The sequence below is a fragment of the Nonomuraea typhae genome (assembly GCF_009760925.1).
Taxonomy (GTDB): domain Bacteria; phylum Actinomycetota; class Actinomycetes; order Streptosporangiales; family Streptosporangiaceae; genus Nonomuraea; species Nonomuraea typhae.
This window is the reverse complement of record NZ_VRLV01000014.1, coordinates 100020-118480: the sequence shown is the minus strand read 5'-3', so window position 1 is coordinate 118480 and position 18461 is coordinate 100020. Positions and strand designations below refer to the sequence as shown.

Below are 18461 nucleotides of genomic sequence, written 5' to 3'. Positions count from 1 at the left end.
TCCGCTGTCGGAGGCTATTCGAGGTTGCCCAGGCGGAGGGGCTCGCCCACCTCGTGCATGTGCCGCAGCGCCTCGCGGTGCGACTGGACCAGGCTCGTCTCGTAGTAGGGCACGTCGATCTCGGCGCAGTGCTCGCGCACGATCGCCTGGGCGCGCGACAGGTGCGGGCTGGGCATGTTCGGGAACAGGTGGTGCTCGATCTGGTAGTTGAGCCCGCCCATGGCGACGTCGGTGACGGCGCCGCCGCGCACGTTGCGCGTGGTCAGGACCTGGCGGCGCAGGTAGTCGAGCTTCTCGCCGGGCTTGAGCGTGGGCATGCCCTTGTGGCCGGGGGCGAAGACCGAGCCCATGTACAGGCCCCACAGGCCCTGGTGGACGGCGAGGAAGACCAGCGCCTTGACCGGCGACAGCACCAGGAACAACGCCGCCAGGTACCCGGCCGCGTGGATCGTCAGCAGGGCGCCCTCGACGGCCTTGTGCTTGAGCTTCGGCTGGCGCAGCGAGCGGAAGCCGGAGACGTGCAGGTTGAGGCCCTCCAGCAGGAGCAGCGGGTAGAAGAGCAGCGCCTGGCGGGGGCCGATGATCCGGGCCAGGCCCTTGCTGGACCTGGCCTGCTCCTTGGACCAGACGATGACGTCGGGCCGCACGTCGGGGTCGAGTTCCTCGTGGTTGGGGTTGGCGTGGTGACGCGTGTGCTTCTCCATCCACCAGCCGTAGCCCATGCCGACCATCAGGTTGCCGGTGATCCAGCCGGTCAGGCGGGTCGGCTTCTCGGTGCGGAACACCTGGCGGTGGGCGATGTCATGGGAGACCAGCGCTACCTGGGCGAACATGACGGCGAAGAACACGGCCACGCCCACCTGCCACCAGGAGTCGCCGAGGGCGAAGAAGGCCGCCAGCCCTCCGGCGTACAGGCCGACGATGAGGCCGATCCGGATGGTGTAGTAGCCGGGGCGGCGGCGCATGAGGCCGGCGTCGGTCACGCGTTGGAGAAGCCGGGCATAGTCGCTGCCGGTGGCCGGCCGCGTGATCGTCTCGGTGGTCATGCCGTCGAGTCTGTTGAAGATGTCGCGCCGGGCTAAGCCCGTGCACACCCCGATCCGTAGGGGGGCTAACCCTACCTTCTGACGTGGAGGCGGCACCTGGCCTGGTACTTGTCCTCGCCTCCCACGTGCTCGGCGACGACCTGCTCGGCGCTCTCGCGCACGGGCTCCACCCGCTCGTGGAAGAGCGCGTCGTCGCCGCACACGAGGCAGATCGCGGTCAGCTTCGTCACCCGCTCGGCCAGCGCCATCAGCGACGGCATCGGCTCGAACGGCCGGCGGTCGAAGGTGACGTCCAGCCCGGCCACGACCACGACGGCGCCCCGGACGGCCAGCCGGTCGGCCACCGCGACCAGGTCCGGGCCGAAGAACTGCGCCTCGTCCACGGCGACGAGGTCGGCGGCGGGATCGGCCAGCGCCTCGACGTCGCCGGCGGAGGCGGCCGAGCGGGCGGGGTGGGCGGCGCCCGCGTGCGAGGAGACCAGGTCAGCGCCCCTGCGCACGTCGAGCCGATGGGTGAACACCTCGACCCGCCGCCCGGCGATGCCGGCCCGCCGTACCCGTCGGAGGAGCTCCTCGCTCTTGCCCGCGAACATCGGCCCCGAGATCACTTCCACACGTCCTTGCCGCACCGCCTCACGGTAGCGGCACTGTGGCCGGGGCGGGGTCGCGCACGCCCTAAGCTAGAGGACATGGCCGAGTACATCTACACGCTGCAGCGCGTTCGCAAGGCGCACGGCGACAAGGTTGTCCTGAACGATGTGACGCTGTCGTTCCTGCCCGGCGCGAAGATCGGCGTGCTCGGCCCGAACGGCACCGGCAAGTCCACTCTGCTGCGCATGATGGCCGGCCTGGAGCAGCCCTCCAACGGCGATGCCAAGCTGATGCCCGGCTACACCGTGGGCATGCTGCAGCAGGAGCCGCCGCTCAACGAGGAGAAGACCGTCCTCGGCAACGTCGAGGAGGCGGTGGCCGAGACCAAGGCGATGCTCGAGCGCTTCAACGAGATCGCCGAGCAGATGGCCACCGACTACAGCGACGCGCTGCTGGAGGAGATGGGCAAGCTGCAGGACGAGCTCGACCACCGCAACGCGTGGGAGCTCGACTCGCAGCTCGAGCAGGCGATGGACGCGCTGCGCTGCCCGCCGCCGGACGCCGACGTGACCAAGCTGTCGGGTGGCGAGCGCCGCCGCGTGGCGCTGTGCAAGCTGCTGCTCGAGGCCCCCGACCTGCTGCTGCTCGACGAGCCCACCAACCACCTCGACGCCGAGAGCGTGCAGTGGCTGGAGTCGCACCTGGAGAAGTACGCGGGCACGGTCCTGGCCGTCACCCACGACCGCTACTTCCTCGACAACGTCGCGGGCTGGATCCTCGAGCTCGACCGCGGCCGCTGCTACGCCTACGAGGGCAACTACTCCACCTACCTGGAGGCCAAGGCGCAGCGCCTGAAGGTCGAGGGCCAGAAGGACGTCAAGCGCAAGAAGCGCCTGGAGGACGAGCTGGAGTGGGTCCGCTCCAACCCGAAGGCCCGCCAGACCAAGAGCAAGGCCCGGCTGCAGCGCTACGAGGAGATGGCGGCCGAAGCCGACAAGCACCGCAAGCTGGACTTCGAGGAGATCCAGATCCCGCCGGGCCCGCGCCTGGGCACCACGGTGATCAAGACCGAGAAGCTCACCAAGGGCTTCGAGGACCGCGTCCTCATGGAGAACCTCACCTTCGACCTGCCCCGCAACGGCATCGTCGGCATCATCGGCCCCAACGGCGTGGGCAAGACCACGCTGTTCCGTATGATCACCGGCGCGGAGAAGCCCGACAACGGCGCGATCGTCGTCGGCGACACCGTCAAGATCTCCTACGCCGACCAGAGCCGCGGCGGCATCGACCCGAACAAGAACGTCTGGGAGGTCGTCTCCGACGGCCTGGACTTCATCAAGGTCGGCCAGGTGGAGGTGCCCTCGCGCGCCTACATCGCCGCGTTCGGCTTCAAGGGCCCCGACCAGCAGAAGAAGTCCGGCGTCCTGTCCGGCGGCGAGCGCAACCGGCTCAACCTGGCACTCACCCTCAAGCAGGGCGGAAACGTCCTCCTGCTGGACGAGCCGACCAACGACCTCGACACCGAGACGCTGGGCTCGCTGGAGAACGCGCTGCTCGACTTCCCGGGCTGCGCGGTGATCACCTCCCACGACCGCTGGTTCCTGGACCGCATCGCCACGCACATCCTGGCGTGGGAAGAGGGCTCCAACTGGTTCTGGTTCGAGGGCAACTTCGCCGACTACGAGAAGAACAAGATCGAGCGCCTGGGCGCCGACGCGGCCCGCCCGCACCGGGTGACCTACCGCAAGCTCCACCGCGACTGATCCGCGCCGGGCCGCCCCTCTCAGGGCGGCCCGGTCTTTCTTACGGGGCTCTGTTCTCGATAGGGCTCAGGTCTTACTGCTCAATCTTTACGGCGAAGCCAACGACCCCCACCCGCCGACGTGGGTGCACGCCGATCGGGGGGATCGCTTCTCACGTCGGACGCATGCCCCGCCGTCACGGCCACGTTCACCCGGCCAAGTGCCAGCACGGGGCAGGCGGCGACGAGCGCCATGACCAGGGCGGCGACGCCGTGGCTGCCGGTTGCCAGGAGCGGGGTCGCGGCTGCCGCGCCGAGGGGCGGGGTGGCTTGCATGAGGGTTCTGAGCAGCGCGAACCCCCGTCCTCGCACGGCGGCCGGCAGCCGGGACATCCGCACGGACTGCGCCCACACGGTCATGGGTGCGCTGAACAGCCCGATGACGAGGAATCCCGCCGCCACGCCCAGGGTGCTCGGTGTGGCCAGCAGGGCGAGGAATCCCAGGGAAGCCAGGAGTTGCGCGACCGCGATGGCCCGGACCGGACGCCGCGGGCTGCGCGCCCCCGCCACCGCGGCGCCGGCCAGTTCGCCCGCGGCCAGTGCCGCCAGGAGCACGCCGAGGTCCCGGGCGCCGCCGAGCTGGGTCTTGGCCAGCCAAGGGGCGGCCACCAGCAGCATGCCTTCGGCCACGTTGAACGCCATGAAGGCCAGCGTGGTGACGACCAGGAAGCGATCGCGCAGCACCACCTTGGCCCACCCGGTCGCACGGCCCGCCACGGCGCGGGGCGCGGGCAGGAGGGGCCGCCGGACGGCCAGCGCGGCGAGGGCGAACAGCAGGTAGGACACGGCGTCGAGGGCCAGTACCAGCTCGCTGCCCACGGCCCCGATGAGCACGCCGCCGAGCGCCGGGCCGATCACTCCGGCGAGGCTGAAGCTCAGCGACTCCAGGGCGTTGGCCGCGTCCCGGTCGGCGGGCTCGACCAGGTGGGGGATGGCGGCGGGGAACCCGGCCAGCGGCACCATCTTGAACAGCCCGTACACCGCCGCCACGGCGAACGGCAGCGGCTCGGGCACGCCGCCCAGCGCCGAGGCCACGGGGATGGAGGCCATCGCCAGCCCTCTGACCACGCTGTCGGCGGCCAGCACGTGCCGCTTGTCGAAGCGGTCCAGCACCGGACCGGCCAGCAGCCCGCCGAGGAAGACCGGCAGCGTGTAGCAGACGGTCAGCAGGCCGAGCTGCTGGGTGCCGCCGGGCCGGGAGAGCACGAGCCAGGTCAGGGCCACGAATGTCATGCCGTCTCCGGCCAGCGACAACGTCGACCCCAGCCACAACACCCTGAAGTCGCGCCCGGCCAGCGCACGCCGATAGGGGGCCAACGCGGCCCGCGAACGTAGGGACATGCCGCTCACCCTGCCGCGCTCGCCCCGCGGGACGCTGGCGGCCATCGGCCGCCGAGGCTCGGGGCCCCGGGGTCGGTGTCCGATGGGCGCCGGTGCCCGGGCGGTGGCGTGTGACAGGCTGGACAGGGTGATCGACGAGGAGGTCGCCTTCGCGGCCATGGAGAGCCGGGACCCGAGGTTCGACGGCTGGTTCTTCGTCGCGGTCACCACCACCCGGATCTACTGCCGGCCGAGCTGCCCGGCCGTCATGCCGAAGAGGGAGAACGTCCGGCTGTTCCCCTCGGCGTGCGTGGCGCAGGCCAACGGGTTCCGGGCGTGCCTGCGGTGCCGTCCGGACGCGGCGCCCGGGTCGCCGGAGTGGGATCTGCGCACCGATCTGGCGGCGCGGGCGATGCGGCTGATCGCGGACGGGGTCGTGGACAGGGAAGGGGTCGCCGGGCTGGCGCACCGCCTCGGGTACAGCGTGCGCCAGGTGCACCGGCAGCTCGTGGCCGAGGTGGGCGCGGGGGCGCAGGCGCTGGCCAGGGCGCAGCGGGCACGGACGGCCCGGCTGTTGCTGGAGCCGGGCGGGCTGCCGGTCAGCGATGTGGCGTTCGCGGCCGGGTTCGCCAGCATCCGGCAGTTCAACGAGACGATCCGGCAGGCGTACGGGACGACGCCGAGCAGGTTGCGGGGTCCGGGCACGGCCCGCCTCGGGGTGGTCGAGGTACGGCTGGCGTTCCGGCCGCCGATGGACGTGCCGGGGATGCTGGCCGCCTTGGGGGAGCAGGCGTTGCCCGGCGTCGAGGAGTACGCGCCGGGGGTCTACACGCGCTCGCTCGTCCTGCCGCACGCGGCGGGCGTGGTCTCCCTGCGGCACGTGCCGGGCGCCGATCACGTGGCCTGCGCGTTGTGGCTGGACGATCTGCGCGATCTGGCCGCCGCCGTCCGGCGCTGCCGCCGCATGCTGGACCTGGACGCCGACCAGCAGGCAGTCGACGCCTTCCTGGCGGGCGATCCGCTGCTCGGGCCCCTGGTCGCCGCCCGCCCCGGGGTTCGGGTGCCCGGCCACGTGGATCCGGAGGAGCTGGCCGTACGCACCGTGCTGGGCGGGCGGGCCGCCGAGCTGGCCGAGCGGTACGGCCGGCCGCTGCCGAACCCCGTGGGCGGCGTCACCCGCACCTTTCCCGCCGTCGCGGCGCTGGGGACGGAGGAGCCGCTGGTCCGGGCGCTGGCCGACGGGAGGCTGCGGCTGGATTCCGGCGCGGATCCGCAGGAGGCCCGCAAGGTGCTGGCCGACCTGCCGGGGGTGGGGGAGCGGGAGGTGGCGATCATCCGCATGCGCGCCCTCCGGGATCCGGACGTGCGGATGCCGGGGCTCGGCGCGCCGGACGAGGCGTGGGCCCGCTGGCGTCCCTGGCGTTCCTACGCCGCCCAGCACCTCCCCACGCCGGCCGCCGACTGACTAGAATATCGTTCTAGGATCGCGTTGAGAGGAGCACGGCGTGACGCTGGAACAGGATCTTGACGGGCTCGAGGTGACCTTGGACCACACGGCCGTGGCCGCACCCCGGATCAGGGACCTGCTCCCGATCTACCGGGACCTGCTGGGCGGCAGGCACCTCGGCGGCGGTGGCGACCAGTTGGAGGCCGGATATCGCACCCTGCAGCTCACCTACACCGGCGGCAGCAAGGTCGAGCTCATGGAGCCCCTGGCCGGTTCGGACTTCTTCGACAGCTTCTTCGAGCTGACCCGGGGCCGCGGCGGCGTGCACCACCTGAACTTCCACGTGACGGACATGGAGACCGCGGTCGCCCGCCTGACCGCGCGCGGGTATCGCCTGCACGGGCTGAACACCGGCGATCCCCGGTGGCGCGAGGTGTTCCTGCACCCCAAGGAGGCCCACGGCGTGCTGATCCAGCTCGCCCAGCCGGGCGAGTGGCCACCGGGGCCGCGGGCGACGCTGGAGGACGTGCTGGCCGGCCGGGGGTACCGGGGCAACGGCGTGCCCAGCCCCTGACCCCGGAGACCGGGCACCGCCCACGGGTCGGTACCGTGGGGCCGTGGTCCAGAAAACCCCGGTCAGGCGGCACATCTTCCCCAGGATGGTCAGGTTCGCCGACATCGACTCGCAGGGGCACGTGAACAACGTGCGGTTCTTCGACTACCTGGAGGACGCCAGGCTCGGGATGCTGCACATCGACCCCTACAAGGCGGGGGACGCGCCGTTCAAGGGACTGGTCGTGTCCCGCCACGAGATCGACTACCGGCGGCCGCTCACCTTCCGGGCCGATCCGGTCACCGTGGAGACGTGGGTGACCGAGGTGCGGCCGGTCCGGTTCACGCTGGAGTACGAGATCCGGGACGCGGACGAGGTCTTCGTGACGGCGCGCTCGGTGCTGGTGGCCTACGACGTGGACCGCGGGGCGCCGCGCCGGCTGGAGGATGACGAGCTCGCCTATCTCCACCGGTATCTGGCCGGGGAATAGGGGCTCCGCCCCGGTCCATACGTGCGGGAAAATCAGGAGTTGTGGGCGTTTACCGGCGTTGGGTGATGCTTGGGCTCGGCGTCAACGCCCACGCCAGCGTGACCCTCGGACTGTTCGGGCTGCCGCTGGTCATGCCCGACATCCAGCGCGACTTCCACGTCTCGCTGCCCGTCGCCGCGGTCATCGGCAACGCCCCCGGAATCGGGATCCTGTTCGCGCTGGTCGCCTGGGGCGTGCTGGCCGACCGGCGCGGGGAACGGCTGGTCCTGGCCGCAGGGGTCGGGACGGCCGCCGTCTGCTTCCTGACCGCCGTCTTCGTCCGGGCGCCCTGGGCGGTCGTGCTGCTGCTCGCGCTGGCCGGGGCGGCCGGCTCGGCGGCCATGGTCGGCGGCGGCCGCATCGTCCTGCGCTGGTTCGAGCCGCCGGAACGCGGGGTGGCCATGGGGCTGCGGCAGGTCTCCTACACGCTGGGCATGGCCCTGGCCGGATTCCTCCTGCCCGCCGTCTCGGCCGCGCACGGGCTGCCCGGAGTGCTGCTGGTCTGTTCGGGGTTCTGCCTGTCCGCGGCGCTCCTGGCCGGGCTGCTGCCGGGCGAGCCACCCGGGCAACCGGCCGGTCAGGGGGCCCAGAGGGCGGCTTCGCCGTACCGGGACAGGGCGTTGTGGCGGGTGCACGGGACGAGCGCGCTGCACGTGGTGCCGCAGATCGTGGTCAGCACGTACGGCGTGGCCTGCCTGGTCAACGTCTACGGCTGGGACAAGGTGCACGCGGGGCAGCTGTTCGGGGCGGCGGCCATCGGCGGAGCCGTGGTCAGGATCGCCGTGGGCCGCTGGTCGGACCGGACCGGGCTGCGGATGCGGCCGTTGCGGATCATCACGGTCACCGCCGCGGCGGTGCTCACGCTGCTGGTCGTGGCGCAGGCCGGCGCCGTGCATCCGGCGGCCGGGCCGGTGACGCTGGCCCTGGCGGCGGTGATCACCGTGGCCGGGAACGGGCTGGCCTATCTGACGGCGGGCGAGCTGGCCGGGCCGGGGTGGGCCGGGCGGGTGCTCGGCACGCACAACGGGATCCAGAACGTCGTCGCGCTCGTGTCGGCGCCGCTGCTCGGGGTGCTGATCGCGCGGACCGGGTTCTGGGCGGGCTTCGCCGCGGGGCTGGCGCTCTGCCTGCTCTCGCTGCCGGTGATCCCGCTCGGGAGCGAGCGAGGCGGAGAGCCGGCGACCCCGCGGGAGCGCCATGATCGGGTTCACGGCGCCCCGCGCAGGTGACAGTTCCCTTACCTGCGGCGCAGCCAGGCCGCCGTGCCGGGCGGCAGCAGCCCGTCCTCGAACGGCCCGCTCGCCATCAGCACGCTCTCGTGGGACGGAAGTGACACGGAGTCGCTACCGCAGTTGAGTACGCAGGTCACCGGCCCACGGGTGAAGAAAAGCGCACCCGGGGGAGAATCCATCCACTCCAGTGTGTACGGGAGGGATCGCACCAGGTCACGGCGCAGGGCCAGCGCCCGGCGGTAGAACTCCAGCGTCGACGCCGGGTGCCCGGTCTGCGCCTCGGCGCTGAGCTGGGCGAACGCGGGCGGCTGCGGCAGCCACGGCCGCGCCCCGTCGGGGGAGAAGCCGAGTGAAGCCCCAACGGCCGTCCAGGGGAGGGGAACTCTGCACCCGTCCCGGCCCGGAAGCTTTCCTCCGGACTGAAAGAAGACCGGATCCTGGCGAGCCTCCGGAGGAAGATCCTCAACCTCGGGGAGACCAAGTTCCTCCCCCTGGTAGAGATACGTACTACCCGGCAGCATGAGCATGGTGAGAAAAGCGGCCTTTGCCCGATTCAGCCCTGCGCCTGGGGCTCCCACCTCGTAGCGGGTGCGGTGCCGTACCACATCGTGGTTCGACAGCACCCACGTCGCGAACGGCACGGTCGCCAGCGTGTCGTCGATCACCTTCCGGAACGCCTCCGCCGACCACGGCGCCTGCAGCCAGGCGAAGTTGAAGCTCTGCTGCAACTCGTCCGGCCGGACATAACGCGCCAGATCCACCGGGTCGTCGGTCCACACCTCCCCGACGGCCATCCGCTCGCCGGGATAGGAGTCCAGGACCTTGCGCCACTGCCGGTACACCTCGTGCACCTCCGGCTGCCCCCACACCGGCGAGACCGCGGCGAACGACTGATCCTCGACGTCCGGCAGGCCCTCCGCCTTGTACAGGCCCATGGCCACGTCGATGCGGAAGCCGTCCACCCCGCGATCCAGCCAGAACCGCAGGATGTCCAGGAACTCCGCGTGCACCGCCGGGTCACGCCAGTTGAAATCCGGCTGTCCCGGTGCGAACAGGTGCAGATACCACTGGCCGTCGGCCACCCGCGTCCAGGCCGGACCGCCGAAGGTCGACTGCCAGTTGTTCGGCGGCGTCTCCCCGCCCTCCCGGAAGACATACCGCTCGCGCAGCCCCGCCCGGAACCACGGATGCCGATCCGAGCTGTGGTTCGGCACGATGTCCACGATCACCCGCAGCCCGAGCCCGTGCGCGTCGGCGACCAGCGCCTCGAAGTCGCCCAGCGTGCCGAACAGCGGATCGACGTCACGATAGTCGGCCACGTCGTAGCCGCCATCGGCCATCGGCGAGGTGTAGAAGGGCGTCAGCCAGACGGCGTCCACCCCAAGATCTCTGAGGTACGGCAGGCGCGCACGCACCCCGGCCAGGTCCCCGACACCGTCACCGGAGGCGTCGGAGAAGCTGCGGACATAGATCTCATAGACGATGGCATCGCGCCACCAGGGGACGTCCATGAGGCGGTCATGCCCGTTATGCCAGGCTGTTCACCATGCTGTGCGCGGCGTAGACGAGATAGTCCCAGAGCCGCTTCTCCAGCTCCTCCGGCAGCTCCAGCTCCAGCACGGCCGCGTGCATGTGCTGCAGCCACGCGTCACGGGCCGCCAGGTCCACCACGAACGGCGCGTGCCGCATGCGCAGCCGGGGATGGCCGCGCTCCTGGCTGTAGGTGGTCGGCCCGCCCCAGTACTGGATGAGGAACAACCGAAGCCGCTCCTCCGCGCCCGCGAGATCTTCCTCCGGGTACATGGGCCGCAGCAGGGGATCCTCCTTGACGCCCTCGTAGAAGCGGTGCACGAGCCGCCGGAACGTCTCCTCGCCCCCGACGGCGTCATAGAAGGAAATCTCAGTCACGATATAAGCCTAAGTGTTAGGGGGCCATGGCTATTCCCGCGCCGTCGAGCGCGGCCTTCACCCGGACTCTCAGCTCGCGGGCCACCTCCGCCTGCCGGACGGGCAGCGTCTTGGCCGAGACCCGGAAGACCAGCGAACTGTCCGACAGCTGTTCCACGCCGAAGACGACCGGCTCCTCCACGATCACCGACTCGCGCAGCTCCGGGTCCTCCCACAGCTCGCCGGCCACCTTCCGCAGCACCTCGCGCACGGCCGCCACGTCGGAGTCGTAGGCCACCGGCACGTCCACGTACGCCCGCGACCAGCCCTGCGACTCGTTGCCGACCCGGGCGATCGTGCCGTTGCGCACATACCAGACCCGGCCGTCGGCGTCGCGCAGCCGCGTCACCCGGAGCGTGACCGCCTCCACCGTGCCGACGGCGGCGCCCACGTCCACCACGTCGCCCACGCCGTACTGGTCCTCCAGCAGCATGAACATGCCCGCGATGAAGTCCTTGACCAGCTCCTGGGCGCCGAAGCCGATGGCCACGCCCAGGATGCCGACGCTGGTGAGCAGCGGGGCGATCGGGATGGTCAGGCGGTCCAGGACGGTCAGGACGGCGGTGCCGATGACGACGATCGAGGCGACGTGCTTCAGGACCGAGCCCATGGTCTCGGCACGCTGCTTGCGGCGTTCGTTGAGGAGGGCGTCGATGCCGTCGGTGGCGGCGCCGTTCTTGCGGAAGCGGCCGGTGATCGGGGTGGCGTTGGCGGCACGGTTGACGACGCGTCCGATCAACCGGTGCACGAGGTTCCGGATGATGAACGCGATGACCAGGATGAGGACGATCGTGATCACGGTGGCCACGACCGGAGCCCACGTAGCGTTACCCATCAACTCGGCGAGGCTAGCGCAGAGCACCGTGTCGTTGCTGCAGAGACTCGCCATGCCTGATCCGACCTTGTCGATCGCGTCTCCGAAGCCGGACGGCGATGGGGTCGGCGTTGGCGATGGCAGTGTCGTGACGAGCACGAGGTGGATCCCCCTCCGGATACGGTTCGGTCGGCGGCTCTTATACGAGCAAATCGCTCCAAAAGATACCGCCGACCGAACCGGCCGCCGTCACATCACGCCGGGGAAGACGGGGTCGCCAAGGCTCGGGGCCGCGGAGGGCGGGCCTGGCGCTCCGGTGACGGGCGGCTCGGACGGGACACACACCCGGAAGCATGTCCCGTGCCGTTTTCCGGGAGGGATCCCCCGACGCGCCCTCCGGTGCGAGCCGGAGGACGTCCAGTGTGTACGGCGTGCCGTACAGGATGGGTGAAGGGCCGGAACCGGCGGGATGCCCAGGGACCCCGCGGACGGGAACCCTCCGCACCGGGCACCCCGCCGGCTCCGTGAGGCCGCGTGGGGTGCGGTGAACCGTGGTGGCTGCGCTCCACCCGGGTCACCGCATCTTCACTCCCCCACCGCGGCGAGTACGCGGGCGACCTTGGTCGCCGCACCAGCCGGATCGTCTGCCGTGTGCATCCGTTCGCCCCACGACCAGCAGTACCACCAGTCGGGGACCTCGGCGTTCGGCCGGCAGGTGACGTTTTCGGACAGGCTTGTCGCCGCGGGATTGATGACGCGTACGAACGGCCGGCCCGATTGAGTCCGCACCACTCGGGCGAGCAGGCCGTGCGTGCCGAGTTCCGCCGCGAGCCGCTCCAAGTGGCCGACGTTGTCGCCTCCCACCTCGGTGCCTCCCTTGAGTCGTAGCTGGTTAGCAAAAGATGACTCAAGACGTCCAGTCACGCAACGACGCCTCCCGTTCACAGGGAGCGTCCTTCTCCCACGTGGGTTGTAAGAAACAGTCCGCGGGAGGACGATCCTTAACCGTAAGCTTCTACTGCGCGTTTTCAACCGCCCACTAATGGTCCATAGTCTTTAATAGGCGCAGCGCTATCTGGAGACTACGCTGAGTCAGCAGATAGCAGACCGGTCGGGACATGTGTGTTGAGAGGGGCCGGGATGTCCGGCAGACAGCACAGGGAAACAGAGATGGCGCGGCGGATCCGGGCCAAGGGTCTGGCTGCCGGCCGTATCGCTGCCCAGATTGCTGAAGAGATCCACGAGACCTGTGGGCCGCAGTTCGGCACGACCAAGATCAAGAGTCATCGCCTGTCGCACGGCATCGCGCTGGCCGATGTCATCGAGCAGGTGCGCGCCCTGTTCGAGCGGGATGCGAAGCCGCCGCCCGGCATCGGCGAGACGCTGCTGTCGGCCTACGAAAGCGGGCTGAAGCGGCCCGGTCCCGAGTACCTCCACTATCTCTGCTCCGTCTACCGGGTCGAGCCCCTGGGCCTGGGCTACGACGGCCCCTGCATCTGCGGGCACGGGCATCGCCAGAACGGCGTCACCGGGATCCCCTACCGCGAGTACGGGCCGGGGTCCATGAACCTGCCGCGGGACGACCTCTACTTCCCCGCCTCGTCCGTCGAGCCCAACGACGACTCCGACGAAGAACACGAGAACATCCTGCGCAGGACGTTGTTAGAGCTGCTGCGCGGCAACAACGCCCTCAAGCTCGACGGCCCGATCGTCGGTGCCGCCGAGGGCATCAGGAGGCGGATGGACGAGACCCTGGTCAGGGCCACCGTCTCGCCGAACATGATGGATCAGTGGGAGGAAGCCACCCTCGCTTTCGGCCGCCAGTACACCACGACCGCACCGCTGCGGCTGCTCTGCGACGTCCTGCTGGAGCTCAGCGCGGTGCGCAACGCCATGTCCCGCAGGCAGCCGACCGACCTGCAGGAGCGGTTGTGCCGCATGGCCGCGCAACTGTCGGGTCTCAGCGGCATGATCATGATCAACCTGGGCGACCACCGCCTGGCGCGCTCGTTCTTCCGCACCGGCCGCACCGCGGCCGACGAGACGGGCGACCGCGCGCTGCGCGCGTGGGTGACGGCTCGCGAGTCCCTCGTCCCGCTCTACTACGGCGACGCCCGCGAGGCGCTGAACCTCGCCAAGAAGAGCCGTGACCTGGCCGGGGCGGTCTCGTGCGCCGCGCAGGCGATGGCGCCGGTCGTCGAGGCCCGCGCGCTCGCCATGATCTCGGGCGTCGACAGCAAGAAGGAGGTCGTCGAACAGGCCAAGCGCGCGCTGTCGCGGGCCAGGACGGCCTTCTCCCAGATGGGTAACCACGAGAAGGAGGACATGGCCTTCGGCTACACCGAGCGCCAGTTGTACTTCTACCAGGGTGACGTGCTCACCAAGCTCGGCCAGACCCTGGAGGCCGACGTCATCCTGGGCCAGGCGCTGGACAAGTACCAGGATCACATCCTGGACCAGACGCTGATCCGGTTCGACCAGGCACAGTGCCGCCTGATCGACGGTGACATCGACGAGTCGCTCAAGCTCGCCCTGGCCGCGCTCGAGAAGCTGAACGTGGAGTACCGCACCGAACTCGTCATGCAGGCCGCCTTCAAGCTGGGCGAGTCCATAGCCGCCAAGGATCCCAAGCATCCCCTCCTGGTCGCCTTCCGGGAGGAACTACGAAAACCATCCGCCCTCGGGGAACGGAGCAATGGTGTATGAAGCTGAAGATCAGGCGATACCGCTGGTCTGACCTCGACACGATTCTCGCCCTGCACCGGGTCTGCCTCGCGGAGGTGGGCCTGGTTCCGGGCGACGGCGTCTACTACGACGACGACTTCCCGCGCATCCAGGAGATCTATCTGGCCTGCGGCGGGGATTTCCTCGTGGGCGAGGTCGACGGGCGCGTCGTGGCCATGGGCGGACTCCGGCCCATCGACGCCGGCGCCGCGGAGATGTGCCGGCTGCGGGTGCATCCCGACTATCAGCGGCGCGGGTTCGGCAGGACCATGGTGAAGACCCTCGAGGCGCGTGCGGTGGAGCTCGGCTTCCACAGCGTCCGCGGCGACACCACCCTGAACCAGCAGGCGGCGCTCAAGCTCTATCTCGGGCTCGGCTGGCGCGAGGTCGCGCGCCGGGAGGTGGGCGCGCTGACGGTCGTCTACATCGAGAAGCGCCTCACGCGCGCCGCCGTGACCGGCTGCTAGCCGGTGCGCGCCCATCCCAGCGGGCCCACCCCAGCGGGCCCACCCGCCGTCCGCGTCCCGGAACGCGGTACGGCCCCGTTCCATGTCGCCGTGGCGGGCCGGCGGGCGCCGTGGCCGGTGGGGCAGGCCGGGGGCCAGGGGTTGGGGGGAATAGTGGGAAATGGCCGATTCGGCGGATTGCCCGGGTAGGGGTGTGCGGAACCGCGAGTGAGGCCCTTAACTCTGAGTGGTAGAGGAACATCACCGGCTTCAGGCTGTACACCATTGGCTGCTCATTGTAGTGACATGCTTCCTTCATGGCAGTCGTGCCCGCTCCCCGACCCCTCCTGGGAGCTGTGCTTCTGTTGTTCGTCAGCGCCGCATGGGGGTCGGCGTTTCCGCTGATGAAGGATCTCATTCACCGGTTACCCGTCGAGGATCTGCTCGCCGAGCGCTACACCATCGCGGCGATCACTCTGATCCTCCTCAGGCCGGGGTGCTTGTGGGGGCTTTCGCGCTCGACCTGGGTCAGCGCGGGCGTTCTCGGGGTGATGTTCGGTGTGGGGCAGACCGCCCAGGCGATCGCGCTGGGGAGCCTGCCCTCGTCGGTGTCGGGGTTCGCGGTGGGATGCAGTGTCATCATCACGCCGCTGCTCGCACTGGTCTTCTTCCGGGTCCGCGTGCCCGCCCGGGTATGGGCGGGCGTGGCGCTGGCGATGGCGGGGATGACGGTGTTCACCCTGCTGAGCGGCGCCGAGGACCACACGTTGTCGCTGGTCGCGCTGCTGGCCACCCTGGGGTCGGCGGCGCTCTACTCCGGACACACGCTGCTGCTGGCGCGGATGTCCAAGGCCCGGCGGGGCTTCAACGCCTACGCCGTCACCGTCATCCAGCTCGCCACGATCGGCCTGTCCACCGGGCTCTTCGCCGCGCGTGACGGGATCGTGCTCCCCGCGAGCTCGGGCGACTGGTGGATCATGGCGCATCTGGCCGTGGTGGCCTGCGCGCTCGGCTTCCTGGCACGCTCCTACGGCCAGATCCACGTTCCCGCCGTGCCGAGCGCGGTGCTCATGTCCTCGCAACCGCTGTGGGTGGCGGCCATCGCGGTGCTGTTCTTCGACGAGCCGATCGGGCTGAGCCTGATCGTCGGCGGCGGGCTCATCGCGGCGGCTACCCTGCTGGTGGTGCCCAGCCGGGGAGGTGCTCCGCCGGCCGCGGCCGGCGTCGGCAGGAAGCCACCGCCGCCGCCGGGTTCGTCGTCCAACGCCGGGTTGCTGCGGGTCTCGCGCAGGGCCTCGCAGGTTCTGGCGAACCTGCGGGTCAAGCGCGAGGATCCGCTGAAGTTCGAGTCGATGGCGTTGCCGATCGTGCCGGTGAAGGCGATGAGCTGCGCCGAGCGCGAGTCGTGCCCCTGGAACAACCGTGGGGTCAAGGGCTGTGGCGAGCCCAGCCTGGATCGGCTGTTGCAACGTGCCACGACGATCGTCCGGGCACGCTCCGCCACGGGACCGGGATGCTGCCGGTCGATGACGCTGCTGGGGCGGTGCCTGTGCACGCTCATGGAAGATCGGGAGCAGGCGAAGGCGGCGACGCCCCAGTGGTTTCGGCCCAACTAGTCACGAAATAACGGACAATATACAGAATGAGGTTCTCACCGATTAACCGACAGCTTATTCCTTATTAATCTTGATATTCGGTGGAGTGTCCGAATAATGGGTGATTATCGGTAGATGGAGAGGGACATCATGAAGCGCATCGTTGTCCGCAAGCCAGGCACCGCGAAGCTCACCGGGACCTCCAGCGTCATTCACAAGGGGTGATCGAGAAACCGTCCCACGTCCGGATCCCGGGCGCCCCACCGGCCGACGTGGACACCATGCCGCTGCTGGTACCGCCGATCGACGCGCACCGGCTCCCCAACGGGCCCTACACCGTCGCGGCGGCACTGCTGCATCACCTGGTGCCGGCTGCCATGGAACGTTCCGACGACCTCGTGGCAGCCCATGACATCGAGATACGCGCGGCGGCACCCGATCTTCGCGATCGGGTGCCCGCCCGGCGGGTCGGCCTGGGCGACGGGCTCACCGACGACGAGCGCATCCTGGTGCCCGCGCCCCGCCGTACGCTGAGGATCGCCAACGGACTCGCGGAGTTCGTGCGCGCGGCCGCGCCGCCCGGCAGCGCCGTCGTGGTGTGCAACGCGGCGGAGGCGGACCCCACCGACACCGAGCTGCTGGCCGTGCTGATGCGCAGGGTCCCGGCGCGGACGCTGGCGATCACGGTCTGCGCCGACGGTCCCGCGCATCCCGCGGACGAGCGGGACGCCGCCGAGCTGTGGCCCGTGGTCGATCGCTGCATGCGGGAGGGATTCCTGCACGCGGTGGCCGAGCTGGGCGAGCGCGGCATGGGCCGCACGGCGGAGGGGAGCACGCGCTGGTGGCGGTTCGCGCAGCGCGTGGCCACCGCGCTCGGCGGGCTCGGCCGTACCGAGGAGGCGCGGGCGCTGTGGGAGCGCGTGCGCCGGGCGAGCCAGGATCCGGCCGTGCACGCCGCCAGCGCGTACGGCACCGCCATGCTGGACGCCCGCCACCCCGATCCCGCGCGCCGCGACCTCGGCCGGGCCCGCGCCTGGCTGAACCAGGCCATCGCCATCTCCTCCGTGCTGCCCGACCCGGCCGAGCGGGCGTTCAAGCTGGGCTTCGACCGCAACGGCCTGGCCCTGGTGGAGGTACGGCTGGGCCGCAGGGACCGGGCGCTGCAACTGGTGGAGTCGGCACTGGCGCTGGCAGGGGAACTGGGCGAGCGGCACCCGGTGCACCGGATGGTCCTGCTGGCCAACCGGGCCCAGCTCCTGGCCGAGGCCGGCAGGGTGCGCGAGGCCCTGGCCGATTACGCCGCGGCGATCCGGATGGATCCCGCCTTTCCCGACTACTACCTCGACCGCGGCAACCTGTGGTTCCGGCTCGGCCGGCATGCCGAGGCGCTGGCCGACTACGAGGCCGCGATGGCCGCGGGACCGCCGCTGCCGGAGGCGTACTACAACCGGGCCGAGCTGCGGCTGGCGACGGGGGACGACGCGGGCGCGCTGGCCGACCTGGGCCGGGTGATCGAGCTGGATCCGTCCTACCTCAACGCCTACATCAACCGCGCCGGGCTGCTGGCCGGGGCCGAGCGGGACGAGGAGGCCAGGGCGGATGTGACGGCCGGGCTGCTGCTGGCGCCGGGCAACCCGCATCTGCTGGCGGTGCTCGGGCAACTGGAGACGTCCGCGCGCCGGTTCGCGGCGGCCGAGGAGGCGTTCGGGCTGGCGCTCAAGGCGGCGCCGGAGCTGGCCGCGGCGTGGGCCAACCGGGGGGTGCTGCGGTTCGCGACCGGGGATCCGGAGGGCGCGGTCGCGGACCTGTCGCGGGCGCTGGAGCTGGAACCCCAGGCCGACGGCTACGCCAACCGGGCGGTGGCGCTGCGTGCCCTGGGCCGGACCACGGAGGCGGAGCGGGATGAGAAGCGGGCGAACGCGAATCGCTAGATCACCGGTTTTGCCATGATGGAGCGATGTTCGGACGCTGGGGACGGGTCGTGGGGGTGTACGCGGCCTTGGGGGTCGTCTGGTGGGCCAGCGTCGGGCTGGCCTACAGGGCGATCTCGTGTGACGGCTGGGAGTGCCTGTATCCGATGCTGGGGGCACAGGTGGCGATCTCGGTGGTGCTGCTGGCCGGGGCCGGGGTGCTGCTGCGGCTGGCCGGGGTGACGCGGGCGGGGCCGGTGGCGTGGACGGCGGGCGGGCTGGTCGTGATGGCCGAGATCGGGCAGCGGTTCGTCCCGGTGTGGCCGGACGGGGTGCCCGACGTCGTGCGGTCGCTGGTGGCGTTCACGACGGCGGCGCTGGTGGCCGCCGTCGCGACGGAGCGGGCGGTGGCCCTGTGGGCACGGGCGGTCCTGGTGCTGGCCGCCGCCGCGGTGCTGCCGCTGCGGGTGGCCTGGCTGGTGACCACGGGCGAGGCATGACGCCGT

At 70.7% G+C, this 18461-nt stretch carries 17 protein-coding genes; 10 read left to right on the top strand and 7 right to left on the bottom strand.

All coding sequences use genetic code 11. The annotated features are described in order from the left end of the window. Nucleotides 1–14: 14 nt before the first annotated feature. Together FVE25_RS39740 and FVE25_RS39735 are read right to left on the bottom strand one after the other, a co-directional pair. Entirely contained in the window at nt 15–1046 is a 1032-nt protein-coding gene (locus FVE25_RS39740; RefSeq protein WP_157252662.1) for a fatty acid desaturase family protein, read from the bottom strand. 71 nt (nt 1047–1117) lie between these two features. Next, nucleotides 1118–1675, bottom strand: coding sequence for a thymidine kinase (locus FVE25_RS39735; RefSeq protein ID WP_219825846.1), 558 nt, complete (start codon nt 1673–1675; stop codon nt 1118–1120). Between the two features lie 60 nt (nt 1676–1735). On the opposite strand from FVE25_RS39735, the gene ettA reads away from it, so the two are divergent. Beyond that, entirely contained in the window at nt 1736–3400 is a 1665-nt protein-coding gene (ettA, locus tag FVE25_RS39730) for an energy-dependent translational throttle protein EttA (protein ID WP_157252661.1), read from the top strand. A gap of 80 nt (nt 3401–3480) precedes the next feature. On the opposite strand, the gene FVE25_RS39725 is transcribed toward ettA, so the two are convergent. After that, nucleotides 3481–4779: an MFS transporter gene (locus FVE25_RS39725; protein WP_157252660.1), complete on the bottom strand. Its 1299-nt coding sequence runs from the start codon at nt 4777–4779 to the stop codon at nt 3481–3483. Between the two features lie 127 nt (nt 4780–4906). Between FVE25_RS39725 and FVE25_RS39720 the strand changes: the two genes are divergently transcribed. The 4 genes from FVE25_RS39720 to FVE25_RS39705 all read left to right on the top strand — a co-directional run bounded on the left by FVE25_RS39720 (nt 4907) and on the right by FVE25_RS39705 (nt 8516). Further along, nucleotides 4907–6223 (top strand): DNA-3-methyladenine glycosylase 2 family protein, encoded by a 1317-nt coding sequence (locus FVE25_RS39720; protein ID WP_246268158.1) that lies wholly within the window; start codon nt 4907–4909, stop codon nt 6221–6223. 40 nt (nt 6224–6263) lie between these two features. Further along, nucleotides 6264–6779: a VOC family protein gene (locus tag FVE25_RS39715; protein ID WP_157252659.1), complete on the top strand. Its 516-nt coding sequence runs from the start codon at nt 6264–6266 to the stop codon at nt 6777–6779. A 43-nt stretch (nt 6780–6822) separates the two neighbouring features. Next, complete coding sequence (locus FVE25_RS39710; RefSeq protein ID WP_343046177.1) at nt 6823–7248, top strand: acyl-CoA thioesterase; 426 nt, start codon at nt 6823–6825, stop codon at nt 7246–7248. Between the two features lie 65 nt (nt 7249–7313). Next, nucleotides 7314–8516 carry an MFS transporter gene (locus tag FVE25_RS39705; RefSeq protein WP_246268214.1) on the top strand — a complete coding sequence of 401 codons (1203 nt, stop codon included), beginning with the start codon at nt 7314–7316 and terminating at the stop codon, nt 8514–8516. Between the two features lie 8 nt (nt 8517–8524). Here FVE25_RS39705 and FVE25_RS39700 read toward each other — a convergent pair whose 3' ends face one another. The 4 genes from FVE25_RS39700 to FVE25_RS39685 all read right to left on the bottom strand — a co-directional run bounded on the left by FVE25_RS39700 (nt 8525) and on the right by FVE25_RS39685 (nt 12144). Continuing rightward, nucleotides 8525–10030: a glycoside hydrolase family 13 protein gene (locus FVE25_RS39700; RefSeq protein ID WP_157252657.1), complete on the bottom strand. Its 1506-nt coding sequence runs from the start codon at nt 10028–10030 to the stop codon at nt 8525–8527. 16 nt (nt 10031–10046) lie between these two features. Continuing rightward, a complete protein-coding gene (locus FVE25_RS39695; protein ID WP_181019873.1) occupies nt 10047–10427 on the bottom strand; it encodes a globin in 381 nt (126 codons plus the stop codon). A gap of 16 nt (nt 10428–10443) precedes the next feature. Then, nucleotides 10444–11301, bottom strand: a complete 858-nt coding sequence (locus tag FVE25_RS39690) for a mechanosensitive ion channel family protein (protein ID WP_246268156.1) — start codon at nt 11299–11301, stop codon at nt 10444–10446. A 564-nt stretch (nt 11302–11865) separates the two neighbouring features. Further along, nucleotides 11866–12144, bottom strand: a complete 279-nt coding sequence (locus FVE25_RS39685; protein WP_157252655.1) for a hypothetical protein — start codon at nt 12142–12144, stop codon at nt 11866–11868. Between the two features lie 306 nt (nt 12145–12450). Between FVE25_RS39685 and FVE25_RS39680 the strand changes: the two genes are divergently transcribed. From FVE25_RS39680 to FVE25_RS39660, 5 genes are all read left to right on the top strand, one after another. After that, complete coding sequence (locus tag FVE25_RS39680; RefSeq protein WP_246268154.1) at nt 12451–13986, top strand: NsdA family TPR-like regulatory protein; 1536 nt, start codon at nt 12451–12453, stop codon at nt 13984–13986. Further along, entirely contained in the window at nt 13983–14471 is a 489-nt protein-coding gene (locus FVE25_RS39675; RefSeq protein ID WP_157252653.1) for a GNAT family N-acetyltransferase, read from the top strand. The genes FVE25_RS39680 and FVE25_RS39675 overlap by 4 nt, the downstream gene beginning before the upstream one ends. 296 nt (nt 14472–14767) lie before the next feature. Then, a complete protein-coding gene (locus tag FVE25_RS39670) occupies nt 14768–16066 on the top strand; it encodes a DMT family transporter (RefSeq protein ID WP_157252652.1) in 1299 nt (432 codons plus the stop codon). A gap of 200 nt (nt 16067–16266) precedes the next feature. Continuing rightward, nucleotides 16267–17976 (top strand): tetratricopeptide repeat protein, encoded by a 1710-nt coding sequence (locus FVE25_RS39665; RefSeq protein WP_246268152.1) that lies wholly within the window; start codon nt 16267–16269, stop codon nt 17974–17976. 26 nt (nt 17977–18002) lie between these two features. Further along, entirely contained in the window at nt 18003–18455 is a 453-nt protein-coding gene (locus tag FVE25_RS39660; RefSeq protein ID WP_157252651.1) for a hypothetical protein, read from the top strand. The last annotated feature ends 6 nt before the right edge of the window (nt 18456–18461 follow it).

What these genes read in the sequence shown, in the direction of transcription:
- FVE25_RS39740 (WP_157252662.1), bottom strand. Translation starts at nt 1,046, where the DNA reads ATGACCACCGAGACGATCACGCGGCCGGCCACCGGCAGCGACTATGCC.
- ettA (WP_157252661.1), top strand. Translation starts at nt 1,736, where the DNA reads ATGGCCGAGTACATCTACACGCTGCAGCGCGTTCGCAAGGCGCACGGC.
- FVE25_RS39725 (WP_157252660.1), bottom strand. Translation starts at nt 4,779, where the DNA reads ATGTCCCTACGTTCGCGGGCCGCGTTGGCCCCCTATCGGCGTGCGCTG.
- FVE25_RS39705 (WP_246268214.1), top strand. Translation starts at nt 7,314, where the DNA reads ATGCTTGGGCTCGGCGTCAACGCCCACGCCAGCGTGACCCTCGGACTG.
- FVE25_RS39700 (WP_157252657.1), bottom strand. Translation starts at nt 10,030, where the DNA reads ATGGACGTCCCCTGGTGGCGCGATGCCATCGTCTATGAGATCTATGTC.
- FVE25_RS39690 (WP_246268156.1), bottom strand. Translation starts at nt 11,301, where the DNA reads ATGGGTAACGCTACGTGGGCTCCGGTCGTGGCCACCGTGATCACGATC.
- FVE25_RS39680 (WP_246268154.1), top strand. Translation starts at nt 12,451, where the DNA reads ATGGCGCGGCGGATCCGGGCCAAGGGTCTGGCTGCCGGCCGTATCGCT.
- FVE25_RS39675 (WP_157252653.1), top strand. Translation starts at nt 13,983, where the DNA reads ATGAAGCTGAAGATCAGGCGATACCGCTGGTCTGACCTCGACACGATT.
- FVE25_RS39670 (WP_157252652.1), top strand. Translation starts at nt 14,768, where the DNA reads ATGGCAGTCGTGCCCGCTCCCCGACCCCTCCTGGGAGCTGTGCTTCTG.
- FVE25_RS39660 (WP_157252651.1), top strand. Translation starts at nt 18,003, where the DNA reads ATGTTCGGACGCTGGGGACGGGTCGTGGGGGTGTACGCGGCCTTGGGG.